Here is a 17,536-nt window from a genome sequence, read left to right as displayed (position 1 = left end):
CCGCTCTGCTGTTCGCAGCCTGCGGCTCAGCTTCGAATTCCGCGCTTGCAGATCCGTTGCCGCAGTTCGCGGCGGTCGGCGCCTCCTCCACCGCGGTTGTGGAACCGGCGTCGGAAACAAGTCAGCGCCCGCAGAGCGGCGCCAGCCGCGCTGCCGAAACCGCAATCCGGTTGGGGCGCCATCACGAGGCGCTCAAGTTGCTGGAACGGGCGGCGCTGGCCGGCGATGCCGACGCGCAGTATCGGTTGGGATCGCTCTATCGCTCGGGCGTCGGCACCAAGCCGGATCCGGCGGCTGCCTTCAGGTGGATGAAGCTCAGCGCCGAAAAGGGGCACGCCAAGGCCCAATACAATTTGGGCACCATGTACCTCGCGGCTCGAGGCACGCCGTTCGATTCAGCGAAAGCGCAGGAATGGGTGCGGAGAGCGGCAGCAGCGGGTTATGGACCAGCGGCGAAGCTGCTGGCGGAAGTCGCGACACGGCCCCCTGCTCCACCCCAAAAAACCTCGAGCGCCGAGCCAGGTTCGGCAAGCCGGGCTTTGACGAATGCGGCGCTCAATACCGCGCCGCAGGCCGCCGCGCGCAACGGTCAGCCCGCCCTGATCGACGCGGCAACACGCGGCCAGGTGGCGCCGGCCCGTCAACTGATCCGTGCTGGAGCCGACGTCAATGCCACAAGCAGCGACGGCGACACGCCGCTCGCGATCGCCGCGGCCGGCGGGCGCGCCGAACTCACCGAACTAATACTGTCGGCCGGAGCCGATCCGAACGCCCGCAACAAGACCGGTGAGACCGCATTGATCCTTGCAGCGCGGCGTGGCCACGTGGAGGTCGTCAGGGCGTTGCTGGCAAAGGGAGCGGATGCTTCCGTCAGCAGCGCCGATGGCACCACTGCGATGTCCGCTGCCGTCGGCAGTTGCAGCGGGGATACGATTGCCGAGCTTCTCAAGAAAAATGCGGAGGGGCCGGCGACGCGGGATGGCGGCCAGACCCTGCTCATGATCGCGACGGCCTCCTGTCCGCAGCACATCGTCGAACTGCTCGCCGCCGAACGTGCCTCGATCAACGCGGTGGACAAGCATGGGCGCACGGCCCTTTGGTACGCGGCCGATCGCGCCAACCTGGCCGCCGTGGACGTCCTCCTGCGTGCCGGCGCGGACCTGCGGCCCGACGGTGCGGGCGTGACGCCTTTCCTGAGAGCGCTCGAAAAGCACGATGGGCCGGTGTGCCGCGCCCTTCTGGATCATGGCGCCGACCCGAAGGCAGCAACCGTCAACGGCAACTCGCCATTGATACTGGCTGCACAGGCGGGCATGACCAATATCGTGCGCAGGCTGCTGCAGCGCGGAGCGAATCCCAACGTCCGTAACAGCCTGGGCTTGAGTCCGCTGATGATGGCTGCCTACGAGGGGCACGGCGAGATCGCAAAGATTTTGATCGAAGCTGGGGCGGATAAGCGGCTCAAGAACAAGAAGCGGGAAACCGCCGCGGACATCGCTGCAATCACCGGCCGCGCGGAAGTCAGCAAGCTGCTGGAGTGATTCGGATACCGCACGATTGAGCGCTATGCGTTGCGCTCGATTCGCTTCCGACACTCCGCGCTTTTGTGGAAAAACCCGACGCCGCCACATTCGTGGCGGCCGCTTTACAGCGCAGCTCGTCTGGCAGGCGCACTCGAGATTGCACGTGCCTCGCAATCTCACATTGAAAAGAAAATTCAATTCCTGCAATAGAATACGTGTCGCTAGCTGTTCGTATTGCTCTCGGTAAGCGGTCTAGGGGGCTCCACCTGATCATGACTACAGCCCTGCCGCGACACCGTTGCCTGAACGCAATCTGATATTTCGTTATCGGCAGAATGACGAAATCTCGAACGAATAGTGCCTCAATTCGAGTCTCCAGTCATAAATGGGTGGCGTGGCGGTCAACGTGGATCGCTACCGCAAACATACTGGCTGCGGTCAGGGGGACGAGGGGATGGCAGCAGAGGCAGGATGCTTCGCGCTTACGCTTGCGCTATTTATTGCATTTGTTCAGTCATTGGTGCCGTTCGTGGCCACCCGACGCCGGGACCCATTGATCGTCGCGTTCGTGCGCCAGGCCGCCATGGCCCAGTTTCTTTTTATCGCGCTGGCGTTCGCGTGCCTCACCTACACATTCGTGACGTCCGACTTCTCGCTTCAAATCGTTGCGGCGAATTCCCACACGTTGAAGCCGCTGCTCTACAAGGTCTCGGGAGTATGGGGAAACCACGAGGGATCCATGCTGCTATGGGTCCTCATCCTCGCGCTGTTCGGCGCAGCGGTCGCATTGTTCGGCACGAACCTGCCGGACCGGCTGCAGACGAACGTGCTCGGCGTTCACGGCATGATCGGACTGGGTTTTCTAATTTTCATCGTCGCCACGTCAAACCCGTTCACGCGACTGGTCGATCCGCCGGCAGATGGCAACGGCCTTAACCCGATCCTCCAGGACCCTGGGCTGGCGATTCATCCGCCCTTCCTCTATCTCGGCTATGTCGGCTTCTCGATGGCCTTCTCCTTTTCCGTCGCAGCGCTGATCGACGGGAAAGTTGATGCAGCCTGGGCGCGTTGGGTGCGACCCTGGGTGCTCGCCGCCTGGTGCTTTCTCACGATAGGCATCACGCTTGGCAGCGCCTGGGCGTACTACACCCTCGGCTGGGGTGGCTGGTGGTTCTGGGATCCGGTCGAGAATGCCTCGTTCATGCCCTGGCTGGCGGGCACGGCATTGCTGCATTCGGCCCTCGTAGTGGAGCGACGCAACGCGCTGATCAGCTGGACGATCCTGCTTGGCATCGTGACCTTCTCGCTCAGTCTGATCGGCACTTTCCTGGTTCGATCCGGCGTTTTGACCAGCGTTCATTCGTTTGCGCAGGATCCCGCCCGCGGCACCTTCATTCTGGCCCTGATCCTGATTTCGACCGGCGGTGCGTTCACCTTATTCGCCATCAGGGCGCCGGTCCTCAAGCATGGCGCGCCCTTTGCACCGATCAGCCGGGAGAGCAGCCTCACACTCAACAATCTCCTGCTCACGACGGCGGCGGCAACGGTGTTTCTCGGCACATTCTATCCGCTCGTGGTCGACATGATGGGCAACGACAAGATCTCGGTCGGTCCGCCCTACTACAACAGGACTTTCGTGCCGATCATGGTGCCGCTCCTCATCGTGATGGCGATCGGTCCCGTCCTCAAGTGGAAACGCGACGACCTTCGCACCGCACTCGGCCGCTTGAAGCTGGCTGCGCTTGCAAGCCTTCTGATCGCAGCCACGGTCCTGACGCTCACCTTCGGCAGCGGCTGGCTCGCCGCTTTCTTCATGGCTGTCGCGGCCTGGCTCGTGGTCGGATCTCTGGTCGTCCTGATCCACCGCACCCGCCTCGGGTTCGCCCCGCTTGCGACTTCGTTGCGACTGGCGCGCACCACGCCGCTCGCGTTCTATGGCCTGGTGTTCGCACATGCCGGCATGGGTGTCGCCGTTGCCGGCATCGCCGGCATGTCGACCTGGGCTACCGAAAAGATCGAGATGTTGCGCCCCGGGCAGAGCCTGCAACTGTCGGGCTATGACGTGCGCCTGCGCTCCGTCGGCAATGTTCCGGGCCCGAACTACGAGGCCGAAAGGGGCATTTTCGATATAAGTCGCAAGGGGCGCCAGTTCGCGCAGCTCTACAGCGAACGCCGCTTCTATCCGGTGCGACAGCAGCAGACGACCGCCGCGGGAATCCGCACCAATCTGGCTTCCAACCTTTACGTGACCCTGGGAGACCCCGACGGCAAGGGAGCGTGGGCGGTGCGCTTCTACTATCACCCGTTCATGCCCCTGGTCTGGATCGGCGCACTGACGATGGCGTTTGGCGGATTCGTGTCACTGGCCGACCGACGGCTTCGTGTCGGCGCACCGCAGCGCTCCGCAGCCTCGCTGGTCGCCGTTCCGGCCGAATAGGAAACGATGATGGCGATCTTCTACCGCATCGCTCCGCTCTCGGGACTTTTGCTGTTGACGGCGGGATTTGCGTTCAGCCTGACCAACGACCCGCGCAAGTTGCCGTCGACACTCATCGACAGGCCCACGCCGGCATTTGCTCTCGTCTCGCTCGACGGCAGCGATGCCGGCCTTTCCGACCAGGATCTCAAGGGCGAGGTCACGCTGCTGAACGTGTTTGCGTCGTGGTGCCCTGGATGCCGCTACGAGCACCCAATGCTTCTGAAGCTTTCCGAGCAGGCCAATGTCCGGATCTTCGGCTTGAACTGGAAGGACCGTCAGGCCGATGCCGCGCGCTGGCTGAGCCGTAACCAGAGTCCTTATACACGTGTCGGCCTCGATGAATCCGGGCGCGTCGGAATTGACCTCGGCGTGACGGGTGTGCCCGAGACTTTCGTGATCGATTCCACGGGACGCATCCGCTACCGCTACCCCGGGCCGCTCACCGAAGAGGTTTGGCGTGAAAACTTCGAGCCATTGTTGAAGAACTTGCGGAACGGCCGATGATGCAAAGGCAATTGATCAGAACGACACTGTTCGGCTTCGCCACGATGGCCTCGCTGGCGATCGCGTGCGTACCCGGACGGGCCGTCACGCCGGACGAAATGCTGCAGGATCCGGCACTCGAAGCACGCGCCCGCGTACTAAGCCAGGAGTTGCGCTGCGTCGTATGCCAGAACCAGAGCATCGACGATTCAAACGCGCCGCTGGCGCGCGATCTCCGTGTGCTGCTGCGCGAACGCCTGAAGTCCGGCGACGGCGACCGAGAAGCCGTCGACTTCATCGTGGCGCGCTACGGCAACTTCGTGCTGCTGAAGCCGCCGATGCAGCTCAACACAATTCTGCTCTGGGTCGGCCCCTTGCTGATCCTGCTGCTCGCCGGCCTCGGCTTTCGCCGGTTTATCGGACGCTCGGCGGACAGTGGTGAACAAGCCGACACCCCATCGCGGCTCACCGACAAGGAGCTTGAGCAGATCAATGCAATTCTCAATGAACGGAGCCATCGATGACCCTCTGGGTGGTGCTAACGGCGATGATCGCTGCGGCAGCGGTACTTCTCTCGGGGCCGTTTATCCGCAGGCTCGAGCGATCGCGCCTTCAGTCGGCCGGAGATCTCGCGGTCTATCGCGATCAATTGAAGGAAATCGAAAGTGAGCTGGCCCAGGGCCTGATCGATGCCAATCAGGCAGAAAGCGCCAGTACCGAGATCAAGCGGAAAATACTCGCCGCAGGCCGGACTGACGACGCCTTGGACGCGCCGCTGAGCCGACAGGAACGCAATTTTGCAGTCACCTCCGTGACCGCGATCGTGATCTTCGGATCCATCGTGCTTTATACGGTCGTCGGAAATCCGGACGTCCCTTCCGCAACCCCGAACCAGGCGAGCGTGGAGCAGCCGACGCCCGCCGCAGCGGTAACGGCAACGCCGTCGAAGCTTCCCGCCACGCCCACGCAGGCGGCGGTACGTCCCCAGGGCGCAACACCGGCCCAACCGGCGGCTTCCGGTAACAACAGCCAGTCACGCAACAACAACCAGTCACAAAGCGCATTGCCCCCGGTCGAAGAAATGGTCGAACGCCTGCAGGCAAAGCTGCAGCGCAACCCCAAGGATCCGGAAGGCTGGCGCATGCTCGCCTGGTCCTATTTCAGTCTGGATCGGTTCGCAGACGCGGCCGGCGCCTATTCGAAGGCCATCGAACTGCGTCCCGGCTCCGCCGATTACCGGAGCGCGCGGGGTGAGGCGCTGGTCCGCAGCGCAGACGGCGTCGTCACGCCAGAGGCCAGGAAGGAGTTCGATCAAGCCCTCCAACTCGATCCAAAGGATCCGCGCGCGCGGTTCTTCACCGGGCTCGCAAAAGAGCAGGCCGGCGACAAGCGATCAGCGCTGTCGGATTGGAATAACCTGCTTGCCGAAGCAGACCCGACCGAGGCCTGGGTCCCCGATCTCAAGCAACGCGTCGCGGAGCTGCGCAGGGATCTTGGCGACACCACCGCCGCGCCTCCCCGCGCCGCGCCGGATATCTCGGTCGACGCCATGCGGGAATTTCTGCGCGCGGAGAAAGCGAAGCAACAGGCAGCCGAAGCATCTCCACGCGAACCAACCGCGGAGCAGGTCCGCCAGGCGGAGAGCATGGCACCCCAGGATCGGAACGCCATGGTCCGCGGCATGGTTGAAGGCCTGGCAGCGCGCCTTGATCAGTCGCCGAAGGATGCAGAGGGCTGGATCAAGCTCATCCGCTCGCGCGTGGTACTCGGCGAGTCGGAGCAGGCCAAGACATCGCTTCAGCGCGCGCTCGCCATCTTCGCTGACGGCGAGCCGGAACGTACTCGAATTGTTGATGCCGCCCGACAACTTGGCATCGAACCGTGACAGTTTCATCCGCATAGATTCTTTCAGGAAGACCAACATCAACCGAACGGTGAGCAACATTCGCATACTTGTAATAGAAGACGAGGCAGCGTTCGCGCATCGGATCAAGGCCAGCTTGACCGAGGCGGGATTTGTCGCTGACCTCGCCGGCGACGGCAACAAGGGCTGGCTGCTCGGAGACACCCAGACCTATGATGCCGCTGTGCTGGACCTCGGCCTGCCCGCCATGTCGGGCCTCGACGTCCTCCGACGTTGGCGGCACGCCGGCCGCAATTTGCCGGTAGTGATCCTCAGCGCACGAAGCGGATGGGTCGAACGAGTGAACGGACTCAACGCCGGCGCCGACGATTACCTGGAAAAGCCGGTTCAACCGCAGGAACTTGTCGCACGACTGCGCTCACTGCTCCGCCGCTCGATCGGCAAACCAGACCCGACGATCCGGCACGGCGACATCGAGATCAATGCCGCGCTTGGTATTGTCAAGAAGGCCGGCCGTACCGTCGACCTGACCGCACTTGAGATGCGTATTCTTCACTATCTCATGCACCGCATTGAACGCATCGTTTCTCAGAACGAACTGCTGGATCACATCTATTCCGTGAACGACTTTCGCGATTCCAACACGGTCGAGGTCTACATCGCTCGACTGCGAAAGAAGCTGGGCCGGGAAACTATCCGCACCGTTCGAGGCATGGGATACCGCATAGGATAGGCCAATGCTCCGCCGGAACTTTCGTGCCCGACTGATCATAGGCGCTGCACTTTGGGTCTCGATCGGACTCTGTTTCAGCGGATTCGTTCTTGCTGCGATACTTCGTAGCGTTGTCGTTTCACAGTTCGAACATGACCTGCTTGATCACTCGGAAGAACTTGCCGGCCTGGTCCAGATCGATTCCCGCCGCACACCTGTCCTGACGCGGCCCCTGAGCGATGCTCGATTTGCCCCGGCGCGGTCCGGTCTCTACTGGCAGGTACATCTCCAGGATGGCGCAACCCTCCGCTCGGCTTCGCTTCAGGACGCGCTGTTTCTCCCGGCCGGTCCGAGCAGTGAGGACGACAAGAGTGCCAGCGTCGATGGGCCAACCGGCCCAATGCGTCTGATTCGAAAGCTCCTTCAACCGCTGCACCTGAAGCAGCCGATTGAGGTTCGCATGGGCGTTGACGAACGCCTGATCGATGAAGAGATGACTCGCATACATCTGCCGCTGGCCGCGTCGCTCGGCATAATCGCCATCGGACTCATTGGAGGCGCCTACGCCCAGATCGCCTACGGCCTGCATCCGCTGGCGCGCATCCGTCAGGAAGTGATCGCGGTGCGGTCAGGACAGAACCGGCAGCTTCCCGATGATCTGCCTTCCGAGGTCCAGCCGCTGGTCACCGAACTCAACGGAATGATAGCGGCCAACCTGAACATGGTCGAACGCGCCCGCGTTCTTGCCGGCAATTTCGCCCATGCCCTGAAGACGCCGCTCGCCGTCCTGTCCGCGGAGGCCAAAGAACTCGAAGAGCGGGGCCACAGCGAAACCGCGCGGCTTCTCTCTGAACAGTGCTCGCGGATGGCTCTTCTCATCGACTATCAGACGGCGCGCGCACGGGCTTCGTCATTGACCAATGCCGGAGCCTTCTCGCATCCCGCCGATGTCGTTCGCGACGTGATCAGCGCCTTCTCCCGACTGAACGCCGGCCGCGGAAAGGCATTCGAATTGGATAGCGACGCGACCGACACGGTCGTGGCGTGCGACCCAAATGATCTGACAGAAATGGTCGGCAATCTGATCGACAACGCCGCCAAATGGGCGCGTGAACGCGTTGTCGTCTCGCTGCGGGATCTCGGAGACAAGGTCGAAATCCTGGTCGAAGACGATGGGCCTGGAATACCCGCCGAACACCGGCAGGCCGTATTCGGCATCGGTGTAAGGCTCGACGAGAAGATGCCCGGCACCGGGCTCGGGCTGGCAATTACCCATGATCTCGCCGCGCTATACGGCGGCCAGTTGCGCATCGAGCGCTCGCGCTACGACGGCGCGGCTGTCCACCTCGTCCTGAACAAGCTGGCGGCTCTGTCCTGAGAGTCGCCGTTTCGTGCCGAGGCCCACCTTCCCATTGCGCCGTCAATCTTTGTCGCTACGCCTTGGTTCGGTGCCAGCCGCCAGGCTCCGCAACCACGCCAGGCGAGAAATTGCGCGCCCTGCGAGCGACTGCAGCCGTTCCAGCCGTTCGGCGTCATTGGAACGTTCGGCGCCCTCAAGATAACCATCAACCAGGGCCTCTGCTATGGTTGTGTCATCTGCCGTCATGAGAGATGCCGGAAAGCGCGCGAGCCCTGCCGCGTCCGCGGCCATGAGCTTCGTTTCTTCCCGCAGTTCAAAGAGGCGATGGCGCGAAACATCCTCAATTCGCTCCTCCTCGCCGGCCAGAAGCTCCGCCAGCCGGCGCTCAAGAACACCCGCGTCCACTTGCCCGTCTCCTGCCGCCGCGCGGGTCCGATCGCCTGCGCCGCTTTCCCGCTCGCGATGGTAGGAGCGGCGGCGCTCCTTCCTCAACGTAGCGACATGCCCCAGTTCCTCCCGGGCCATTGCTTCGGCAGCCTTCTTGATCTCGGGATCCGGCGTGAAAGCTGCAACATAGGACCAAAAGGCAAACGCGCGCTCCTCATTGCGCACGGCCGTCGACAGAGCGCGGTAAGGCGTCAGCAATTGCGACGCCTTAATCTCGGCCATCGTCTCGGCATCGAAGGTTTCGGGTGCTTCCCAACGCACCAGCGCCGGATCTGGCGGCCTGCCCAAGCGCGATTGCGACCACCGCGCCACACTGTCGACATGCCCGCGCTCTGCAGCGGAGAGCTCCGCAAAGACCTCCGCAAGGTCGCTCCTGTTCTGCAGCCGCATCTCCGCCGCGAGATCGGCATAGCAATCGGCCGCTTCCTTCTCCATCGCGTTCGCCAGGGCAAACAGCTCGTCGAGGGAGTGCAAAGTTCCCGTCGGTTCATTTTTCAGGTGTAGCGTTCGCGTTAGCAACATGACGCACCTGCGTAGCTGAGTTTGCTCCAGCACAAACTCGGTCGACTTCTTACGACTAGACAGCCGACGCGAACCGGAGTCAATTTGCGGTGGTTGGATCAATGATCCCGATCGGGCTGTCAGCGGCGACGCCCCCTCGTCCAAATTCAGGAACATTTGAAGGAAAACGCGCCCGTGATGGGCGCGCCATTCCTTCCTGAGGTGCGCATGGTTTGGAGTTCTATCATCGCCTCGCAACGGCGGCTAACCGTGCTCGCCCTGGCGGTTGCGATCACAACCTGCGCGACATTCTGGACACGAAGCGCCGCTGCCGCAAGCGAGCTTCCCACGTTTCTGCCGAAGACCACGCCGGCCGAGTTCTTTCATGACGCCGACCGTTTCGGTCCGCCGCAGGGCGATCCACCTGTTGTTCCCGTCTACCAGGCCGATCGGCTGCGCGGGTTTGTCTACCTGAACTCGGATTTCGCCAACGCTATCGGATACTCAGGCAAGCCGATCCATATCCTCGTCGGCATCGATGCCAACGGCGTGATCACCGCCATGAAGCTTGTCGATCACAAGGAACCCATTGTCCTGATTGGGATTCCGGAGGCGCGCATCGTCGCCTCGGTGAACAACCTGATCGGCAAGGACATGAAGCCGGTCGCCGCAGGCAGCGAACATTCGCCGCAGGTCGACATCATCAGCGGCGCCACCGTGACCGTGCTGGTCATGAGCGACAGCGTGGTACGCTCGGCGGTGCGGCTGATCCGCACCGGACGGATCGCCGCCGGCGGTTCGGCTCCCGGACAAGCTGCGCTGCCGCCCGTCATCAAGACACTCGACCTTGAGCATAGCGAGGTACGAGACTGGGCGAGCCTCGTCGGCGACGGCTCGGTGCGACGGCTCAATTTGACGATCGGGGACATCAACGAGGCCTTCGCTAAATCCGGCAATGCTGCCGCGGCGCAAGATCCGGAACCAGGCGACCCAGGCGACAGCTTCATCGACCTTTACGTTGCCCTCGTCAGCGCACCGACAACCGGCCGCAGCCTCCTTGGGGACGAGAGCTACCAACGTCTGAAGCAGCGTCTGCAGCCCGGGCAGCAGGCGATCCTCATCGCCGGAAATGGCGTCTATTCGTTCAAGGGCTCGGCCTACGTGCGCGGCGCCATCTTCGACCGCATCGAAATCCTGCAGGAAGGCTCGAGCACCCGGTTCCGTGATCGGAACCATACGCGCCTCGGCGCACTTGCCGCTTCAGGCGCACCACACTTCAGCGAAATCGGTCTCTTCGTCACGCCGCCGGAATTCACCATGGATCCCACCCAACCCTGGCAGCTGCAATTGCTGGTCCAGAGAAATATAGGCGGGCGCGACAAGGCGTTCTTGACCTTCGATCTCGATTACGTCCTGCCCGATCGCTACCTTAAGCGCGAGCAACGCGCCGTCACAGTGCCGGCAACCGCGCCGGCCCCCCCGCCGCAGGCATCTTCTCCGGCGGCACAGCCTGTCGCGAACCCGGACGAAGAGCCGTTATGGATGCGAATCTGGCGTTCGCAGCCGACTTCGATCGCCATCACCGCGCTGGCGCTGATGGTGCTGACCGCGATCTTCTTCTTCCAGAACGTCCTGGTGCGACGGCCCACGCTCTACACCTGGGTCCGGCGTTTGTATCTCGTCTTCGTGCTGTTCTGGCTCGGCTGGTACGCCAACGCCCAGCTCTCGGTGGTCAACGTGGTGACGTTTACCAATGCCCTGGTCACCGGCTTTCGGTGGGAGTTCTTCCTGACCGCACCACTGATCTTCATCCTGTGGTCGGCGACGGCTTCCGCCCTTCTGTTCTGGGGACGCGGTCCCTTTTGCGGATGGCTGTGCCCGTTCGGCGCGCTGCAGGAACTCACCAACGCGATCGCGAAGTGGCTGAAGGTGCCGCAGATCACGGTGCCCTGGGGCCTGCACGAGCGTTTGTGGCCGATCAAATACATCATCTTCCTTGGCCTGTTCGGAATGTCCCTCTACTCCGTCGCGATGGCGGAGACCTTTGCCGAGGTCGAGCCGTTCAAGACGGCGATCATTCTCAAGTTCGCGCGCGACTGGCCGTTCGTTGCCTATGCGGGCGTGCTACTCGTGATCGGCCTGTTCATCGAACGCTTCTTCTGCCGCTATCTCTGCCCGCTTGGCGCTGCGCTTGCCATTCCAGGCCGCATCCGGACGTTTGAATGGCTGCGCCGCTGGAGGGAGTGCGGCTCACCCTGTCAGCGCTGCGCCAAGGAATGCCCGGTCCAGTCGATCCATCCGGAGGGGCACATCAACGTCAATGAGTGCATCTACTGCATGCACTGCCAGGAACTCTATTACGACGACCAGCGCTGCCCCCACATGATCCAGGTGCGGCTCAAGCGCGAAAAGTTCGAGGCCATGTCCTCCCCTTCCATGCGCGCCGGCGGAGCCGGCCCGAAGACGATCATCACGCACGCGGGAAGGCCGGTTCCTGCTCCCGCCGTTGCGTCCGCAGATCCAACCCGCCGTTCACAACCAAAAGGAGACAAAGATGGCTCGCGAGGATGATAGGGTTTCAATCAGCCGCCGTCAGGTGGTCGGAACAGCCGCGATTGGCGCCGCGGGTATTGCCGCCGGGCTTGGCGTCGGCAAGGTGGCCGAACCGGCCGCCGCGCAGACTCGCCCGCCGGCCCGCGCGGGCGCTCAGAAGGCCGAGGTCGCTCCGGGCGAACTCGACGAATACTACGTCTTCTTCTCGAGCGGACAGACGGGTGAGGTGCGCATCATCGGCATGCCCTCCATGCGCGAACTGATGCGCATTCCGGTGTTCAACCGTTGCAGTGCAACGGGCTGGGGTCAAACCAACGAGTCGATCAAGATACTGACCGAAGGGTTGACACCCGAGACGCGCGAACGGCTCAAGGGGCGCGCGAATACTGACTGGCAGAACGGCGACACGCACCATCCGCACATGTCGTTCACTGACGGCACTTATGACGGGCGATACGTGTTTATCAATGACAAGGCCAACACGCGTCTCGCCCGCATTCGCACCGACATCATGAAGTGCGACAAGATCGTCGAAGTTCCCAACCAGTACACGATCCACGGCATGCGCCCGCAAAAGTATCCGCGCACCGGATACCTGTTCTGCAACGGCGAATACGAGGTACCCCTGCCGAACGACGGCAAGGTGCTCGATGACAAGTCGAAATATTCGTCGATCTTCTCGGCCGTCGATGGGGATACGATGAAGGTCGCCTGGCAGGTGATCGTCGACGGCAACCTCGACAACACCGATGCCGATTACCAGGGAAAATATGCGTTTTCGACCTGCTACAATTCCGAAAGAGGCGTCACACTCGCCGAAATGACCGCAAGCGAGCAGGACTGGGTCACCATTTTCAACATCAAGCGGATCGAGGAGGCTGTCAAGAAGGGGGATTACAAGGAGATGAATGGCGTGCCGGTCATCGATGGCCGGCATGGCTCGCCTTACACGCGCTACGTCCCGGTGTCCAACTCGCCACACGGCCTGAATACCGCTCCGGACGGCATTCACGTCGTCGCCAACGGCAAGCTCGCACCAACCGTAACGGTGATCGATGTTCGCCTGGTCGACCAGTTGTTCGAGGACAAGATCAAGCCGCGCGACGTCGTGGTCGCCGAACCCGAGCTTGGGCTTGGTCCGCTGCATACCGCGTTCGACGGCAAGGGCAACGCCTACACCACACTGTTCCTCGACAGCCAGGTCTGCAAGTGGAACATCGAACTCGCCAGGCGAGCGTTCAGGGGCGAGAAGGTCAACCCGATCGTTCATAAGCTCGACGTGCACTATCAGCCGGGCCACAACCACTCCTCGATGGGTGAGACCAAGGAGGCGGACAGCAAGTGGCTCCTGTCGCTGAACAAGTTCTCGAAGGATCGGTTCCTGAATGTCGGTCCGCTGAAGCCGGAGAACGATCAGCTGATCGACATTTCCGGCGACCGTATGCAGCTCGTCCATGACGGTCCAAGCTTTGCTGAACCGCATGACGCCGTGATAGTGCATCGCTCCAAGCTCGAGGGCCGCGTCCTCAGCATCTGGAAGCGCGACGATCCGTTCTTCGAGGATGCGCGCAAGCAGGCGGCCGCCGACGGCGTCACTCTCGAGAGCGACGCCAAGGTCGTGCGCGACGGCAACAAGGTGCGCGTCTACATGTATTCGAGCGCGCCTGCCTACGCGCTCGACAAGTTCGATGTCAAACAGGGCGACGAAGTGACGGTCTACGTCACCAATATCGATGACGTCGAGGACCTGACCCACGGCTTCTGCATCGTCAACTACGGCATCAACATGGAGATCGATCCGCAGCAGACCTCGTCGGTGACCTTCGTTGCCGACAGGCCCGGAGTCTACTGGTACTTCTGCACCTGGTTCTGCCACGCCATGCATATGGAAATGCGCGGACGCATGCTGGTGCACCCACGAAACGTCTGATGAGGCGCCTTGCGTACGATATGATGCAGCTTGGGTTGGCGGCGCTTGCCGCCGCCAGCCTGACCACGTGTGCATCGGCAGCCGAGCTTTCTGTATCGCCGGAACATGGCGACGTGCAGACGGTGCTCGATCAGGCCGCGGACGGCGATGAAGTGCATCTTTCGGCCGGTATCTATCGCGGACCGCTGCGGATCTCTCACCGCATTACCCTTGCCGGCCGAGCGGGGACCGTGGTTACTGGTGCGGGACGCGGCAGCGTTGTCACGGTTGCCGCCGCCGGGGCCGTGATACGCGGACTCGACGTGCGCGGGTCCGGACGATCGCTCGAGACAATGGACTCCGGTATCTTCATCGATCAGTCCGCGCGCGGCGCGGTCATCGAGGACAATCGGCTGGACGACAATCTGTTTGGCATCTATGTGCACGGGGCTGCCGACGCCATCGTTCGCCGCAATGACGTCACCGGCTTGCGTCAGGTTCGCGTCAGCGAGGCAGGTAACGGCGTTTCGGTCTGGAATGCGCCGGGTGCGAAGGTGATCGACAATGATGTCCGTTATGGGCGCGACGGCATTTTCGTCATCTCAAGCCGCAACAATCTGTTCAGCGGCAACCGATTCAGCGACCTTCGTTTCGCTATCCACTACATGTACGCCAATGACGGAGAGATAACAAACAACGTCTCGAACAGGAACACGATAGGCTACGCGTTCATGTTCTCCAATCGGCTGATCGTTCGGGACAATATCTCCGACCACGATCGTGATCGCGGCATCCTGTTCAATGCGGCAAACGGCTCGCAAATCACAGGCAACAGCGTAGTCGGAGGTTTGCAGCCGGCAGACCGCTGGGCGATCCCGGATAGCCGCACGCCGGACGAAGGCATCCCGCAATCGGAGGCAGCTATCTCCGCCGCACTCAAGGGCGCGCGCACGGGGCCGGAGAAATGCGTTTTCATTTACAACACCAACCACAACAGGCTCGAGAACAACTGGTTTGAGGGCTGCGAAATCGGCGTTCATTTCACCGCAGGTTCCGAACGCAACACCATCACCGGCAATGCGTTCGTCAATAATGCCAACCAGATCAAATACGTCGGCACTCGCCACCTCGACTGGTCCAAGAACGGACGTGGCAACTACTGGAGCGATAACCCGGCTTTCGATCTCGACGGCGACGGCATTGCCGACACGGCGTACCGGCCTAACGACCTGATCGACCGGGTGCTGTGGACCGCACCTGCCGCGAAAGTGCTGATCAACAGCCCCGCGGTGCAGGTGATCCGCTGGGCTCAGGGACAGTTTCCCGCCCTCCTGCCCGGAGGTGTCCTCGATCGCCACCCCCTGATGTCGCCACCGGCGCGCCGCAAGGTCGCGGAAGGACCCAGGCCATGACCCCGAGAGTGCAGGCAACCGAGGTGACCAAGCGATACGGCCGCATCGAGGCGGTATCCGGCATCTCATTCGAACTGCGCCAGGGCGAAATGGTCGCCCTGATCGGCCACAACGGCGCCGGCAAGACAACGCTCATGAAGCTGATGCTTGGCTTGATCCGCCCGACGCAGGGCCGAGTTCAGGTATTGGGCGAGGATCCCGCTGCCGGCCAGTTTTCCGCACGTCGCCACCTCGGCTATCTGCCCGAGTACGTTTCCTTCGACGCGATGCTCACCGGAAGGGAGACGCAGCTCTTCTATGCCAGGCTCAAGCGGGAGGCGGTAGCGAAGGCGCTTAAACTCCTGGAGGTCGTCGGCCTGGGTGCCGCCGCCGACCGGCGCGTCGGCACCTATTCAAAGGGCATGCGCCAGCGCCTCGGCCTCGCACAGGCGTTGATCGGCCGCCCGCAATTGTTGTTGCTCGATGAGCCGACGACCGGTCTCGATCCCGAATTGCGCCAGACTTTCTATGAAGTGATCCAGCGACTTGCCTTTGAAGGCTCCACGGTCCTTTTGTCCTCGCACGCGCTGACAGAACTGGAGGAGCGGGCAGGACGCGTGATCATCATGAACCGCGGCGTGAAGGTCGCCGACGGCTCTCTCGGCGAATTGCGCCGCCTCGCGCGATTGCCGGCCAGGATCCGCATCAAGGTATCCGGCCTCGCTTCCGGCGAGACGCCGTCCTGGCTGCCTGCGTCCGCGCCCTACCGGCGGCTCAACGGCCACATCGTCGAGATTGACGCCGCACCCGAGCAGAAGATCGACCTGTTGCGTCGCGTTATCGCAACAGGGACCTCTATCGAGGACCTGGACGTGATGTCGCCCAGCCTCGACGAACTGTACGCCCATTTCCTCCGATCGGCGGAGCGACCGCAATGAACGCCATTATCACCATCGCGACCAAGGAGATTCGGCAGGCCATCCGCAATCGCTGGGTGCTCGCCGCGACGCTGCTGCTGGCCGCGCTGGCGTTGTCCCTGACCTTTCTCGGCAGTGCGCCAAGCGGCAGCAATGTAGGTGCCCGCCCGCTTGATGTCGTTGTCGTCAGCCTTTCGAGCCTGACGATCTTTCTGGTCCCACTGATCGCGCTCCTGGTATCGCACGATGCCATCGTCGGTGACATGGAGCGCGGCACCATGCTCCTGCTTCTGAGCTATCCCGTTGCCCGTTGGCAGGTGCTGGTCGGCAAGTTCTTCGCACACCTTACCGTGCTGGCCTTCGCCACCTGCCTCGGCTACGGCGCGGCGGTTGCCGTCCTTTTCGCAACCGGCAGCCGCATTGATCAGGAAGGGCTTGCCGCCTTTGCCGCCATGATCGGCTCCTCCGTTCTTCTCGGAGCCGTTTTCGTCGCCATCGGCTATTGGGTCAGCGCGTTGGTGCGCGATCGCGGCACCGCCGCAGGACTCTGCATCGGACTGTGGCTGTTGCTTGTGCTCGTTTACGATATGGCATTGCTCGGCCTGCTCGTTCTGGACAAGGGCCAGAATGTTTCCGGCGCTGCCCTTAACGCCTTGCTCCTCCTCAATCCAGCTGACGTCTATCGGCTGTTCAACCTCACCGGCTTTGCCAATGTCAGCACGTTCTCGGGGATGGCGGGGCTTGCCGGCAACGCAACGCTGTCGGTTACGGTCCTCGTGACAGCGCTGGTCTTGTGGACTCTTATACCTCTGGCATTCGCGAGTCTGTCGTTTTCCCGGAGAGAGCTATGAGGCGCATCGTTCTTGTCCATGCGCTGGCCAGTCTGATCGCGCTCGCCGGCTGCAACGAGAGACACTCAGCTGTGGCTCCAGCGCCGCACAGGATGACGGCGGAAGCAATCGGGCACTATTGCGGCATGAACGTGCTCGAGCACCCGGGGCCGAAGGGACAGATCATCGCCGCCAGCCTGATCGAGCCGGTGTGGTTCTCCTCCGCGCGCGATGCCCTCGCCTTTACGATGCTGCCGGACGAGCCGAAGGATATCGAGGCCATCTACGTTTCCGACATGGCGAAGGCACAGAGCTGGGACAAACCAGGCGCCGACAATTGGATCGAAGCGCGCAAGGCCACGTTCGTGATCGGCAGCCGTATCAAGGGAGGAATGGGCGCCAACGAGGCCGTGCCATTCTCGGACCGTGCCGCTGCTGAGAAGTTCGCGGCGGACAATGGTGGACAGGTTGTCGCGTTCAACCAGGTTCCGCGGGAATACGTGCTGGAGTCGAACAGCACGAGCGCGGCGTCGGACGATATCCCGGCGCCTCGAACGAACAATTGAG

Annotated in this window: 15 protein-coding genes; 13 read left to right on the top strand and 2 right to left on the bottom strand. The window is 62.4% G+C overall.

The window, feature by feature from the left end; genetic code table 11:
- Positions 1 to 56: 56 nt before the first annotated feature.
- From HY852_RS08805 to HY852_RS08780, 6 genes are all read left to right on the top strand, one after another.
- Positions 57 to 1,541, top strand: coding sequence for an ankyrin repeat domain-containing protein (locus tag HY852_RS08805; protein ID WP_291604056.1), 1,485 nt, complete (start codon positions 57 to 59; stop codon positions 1,539 to 1,541).
- 436 nt (positions 1,542 to 1,977) lie between these two features.
- Positions 1,978 to 3,960 (top strand): heme lyase CcmF/NrfE family subunit, encoded by a 1,983-nt coding sequence (locus tag HY852_RS08800; RefSeq protein WP_291604055.1) that lies wholly within the window; start codon positions 1,978 to 1,980, stop codon positions 3,958 to 3,960.
- A 9-nt stretch (positions 3,961 to 3,969) separates the two neighbouring features.
- Complete coding sequence (locus tag HY852_RS08795; RefSeq protein WP_291604054.1) at positions 3,970 to 4,506, top strand: DsbE family thiol:disulfide interchange protein; 537 nt, start codon at positions 3,970 to 3,972, stop codon at positions 4,504 to 4,506.
- A 44-nt stretch (positions 4,507 to 4,550) separates the two neighbouring features.
- Complete coding sequence (locus tag HY852_RS08790) at positions 4,551 to 5,009, top strand: cytochrome c-type biogenesis protein (protein ID WP_291604053.1); 459 nt, start codon at positions 4,551 to 4,553, stop codon at positions 5,007 to 5,009.
- On the top strand, positions 5,006 to 6,370 hold the full coding sequence (ccmI, locus tag HY852_RS08785; protein WP_291604052.1) for a c-type cytochrome biogenesis protein CcmI: 1,365 nt from the start codon (positions 5,006 to 5,008) through the stop codon (positions 6,368 to 6,370). The genes HY852_RS08790 and ccmI overlap by 4 nt, the downstream gene beginning before the upstream one ends.
- Positions 6,339 to 7,082, top strand: coding sequence for a response regulator transcription factor (locus HY852_RS08780; RefSeq protein WP_367116353.1), 744 nt, complete (start codon positions 6,339 to 6,341; stop codon positions 7,080 to 7,082). Before ccmI ends, HY852_RS08780 begins: the two co-directional genes overlap by 32 nt.
- Before the next feature lie 118 nt (positions 7,083 to 7,200).
- Here HY852_RS08780 and HY852_RS08775 read toward each other — a convergent pair whose 3' ends face one another.
- Positions 7,201 to 7,488, bottom strand: coding sequence for a hypothetical protein (locus HY852_RS08775; RefSeq protein WP_291604051.1), 288 nt, complete (start codon positions 7,486 to 7,488; stop codon positions 7,201 to 7,203).
- 33 nt (positions 7,489 to 7,521) lie between these two features.
- Between HY852_RS08775 and HY852_RS08770 the strand changes: the two genes are divergently transcribed.
- Positions 7,522 to 8,439 carry a HAMP domain-containing sensor histidine kinase gene (locus HY852_RS08770; protein WP_291604050.1) on the top strand — a complete coding sequence of 306 codons (918 nt, stop codon included), beginning with the start codon at positions 7,522 to 7,524 and terminating at the stop codon, positions 8,437 to 8,439.
- 42 nt (positions 8,440 to 8,481) lie between these two features.
- Here the strand turns inward: HY852_RS08770 and HY852_RS08765 are convergent, their stop codons facing one another.
- Complete coding sequence (locus tag HY852_RS08765) at positions 8,482 to 9,390, bottom strand: ferritin family protein (RefSeq protein WP_291604049.1); 909 nt, start codon at positions 9,388 to 9,390, stop codon at positions 8,482 to 8,484.
- 207 nt (positions 9,391 to 9,597) lie between these two features.
- On the opposite strand from HY852_RS08765, the gene HY852_RS08760 reads away from it, so the two are divergent.
- Genes HY852_RS08760 through HY852_RS08735 form a run of 6 tightly spaced genes read left to right on the top strand, consistent with a single transcriptional unit; the run spans position 9,598 to position 17,535 of the window.
- Entirely contained in the window at positions 9,598 to 11,940 is a 2,343-nt protein-coding gene (locus tag HY852_RS08760) for a NosR/NirI family protein (RefSeq protein ID WP_291604048.1), read from the top strand.
- Positions 11,924 to 13,852, top strand: a complete 1,929-nt coding sequence (nosZ, locus tag HY852_RS08755) for a TAT-dependent nitrous-oxide reductase (protein WP_291604047.1) — start codon at positions 11,924 to 11,926, stop codon at positions 13,850 to 13,852. The genes HY852_RS08760 and nosZ overlap by 17 nt, the downstream gene beginning before the upstream one ends.
- Complete coding sequence (locus tag HY852_RS08750; protein ID WP_291604046.1) at positions 13,852 to 15,243, top strand: nitrous oxide reductase family maturation protein NosD; 1,392 nt, start codon at positions 13,852 to 13,854, stop codon at positions 15,241 to 15,243. Before nosZ ends, HY852_RS08750 begins: the two co-directional genes overlap by 1 nt.
- Complete coding sequence (locus tag HY852_RS08745) at positions 15,240 to 16,160, top strand: ABC transporter ATP-binding protein (protein WP_291604045.1); 921 nt, start codon at positions 15,240 to 15,242, stop codon at positions 16,158 to 16,160. The genes HY852_RS08750 and HY852_RS08745 overlap by 4 nt, the downstream gene beginning before the upstream one ends.
- Positions 16,157 to 16,990: an ABC transporter permease subunit gene (locus HY852_RS08740; protein WP_291604044.1), complete on the top strand. Its 834-nt coding sequence runs from the start codon at positions 16,157 to 16,159 to the stop codon at positions 16,988 to 16,990. The genes HY852_RS08745 and HY852_RS08740 overlap by 4 nt, the downstream gene beginning before the upstream one ends.
- The gene (locus HY852_RS08735; RefSeq protein WP_291604043.1) at positions 16,987 to 17,535 is read left to right on the top strand and encodes a nitrous oxide reductase accessory protein NosL; all 549 of its coding nucleotides are present in this window, start codon (positions 16,987 to 16,989) and stop codon (positions 17,533 to 17,535) included. Before HY852_RS08740 ends, HY852_RS08735 begins: the two co-directional genes overlap by 4 nt.
- Position 17,536 lies beyond the last annotated feature (1 nt).

It is taken from the genome of Bradyrhizobium sp., from assembly GCF_016213215.1.
Taxonomy (GTDB): Bacteria; Pseudomonadota; Alphaproteobacteria; order Rhizobiales; family Xanthobacteraceae; genus Bradyrhizobium.
This window is presented reverse-complemented; position numbering and strand designations above follow the sequence as displayed.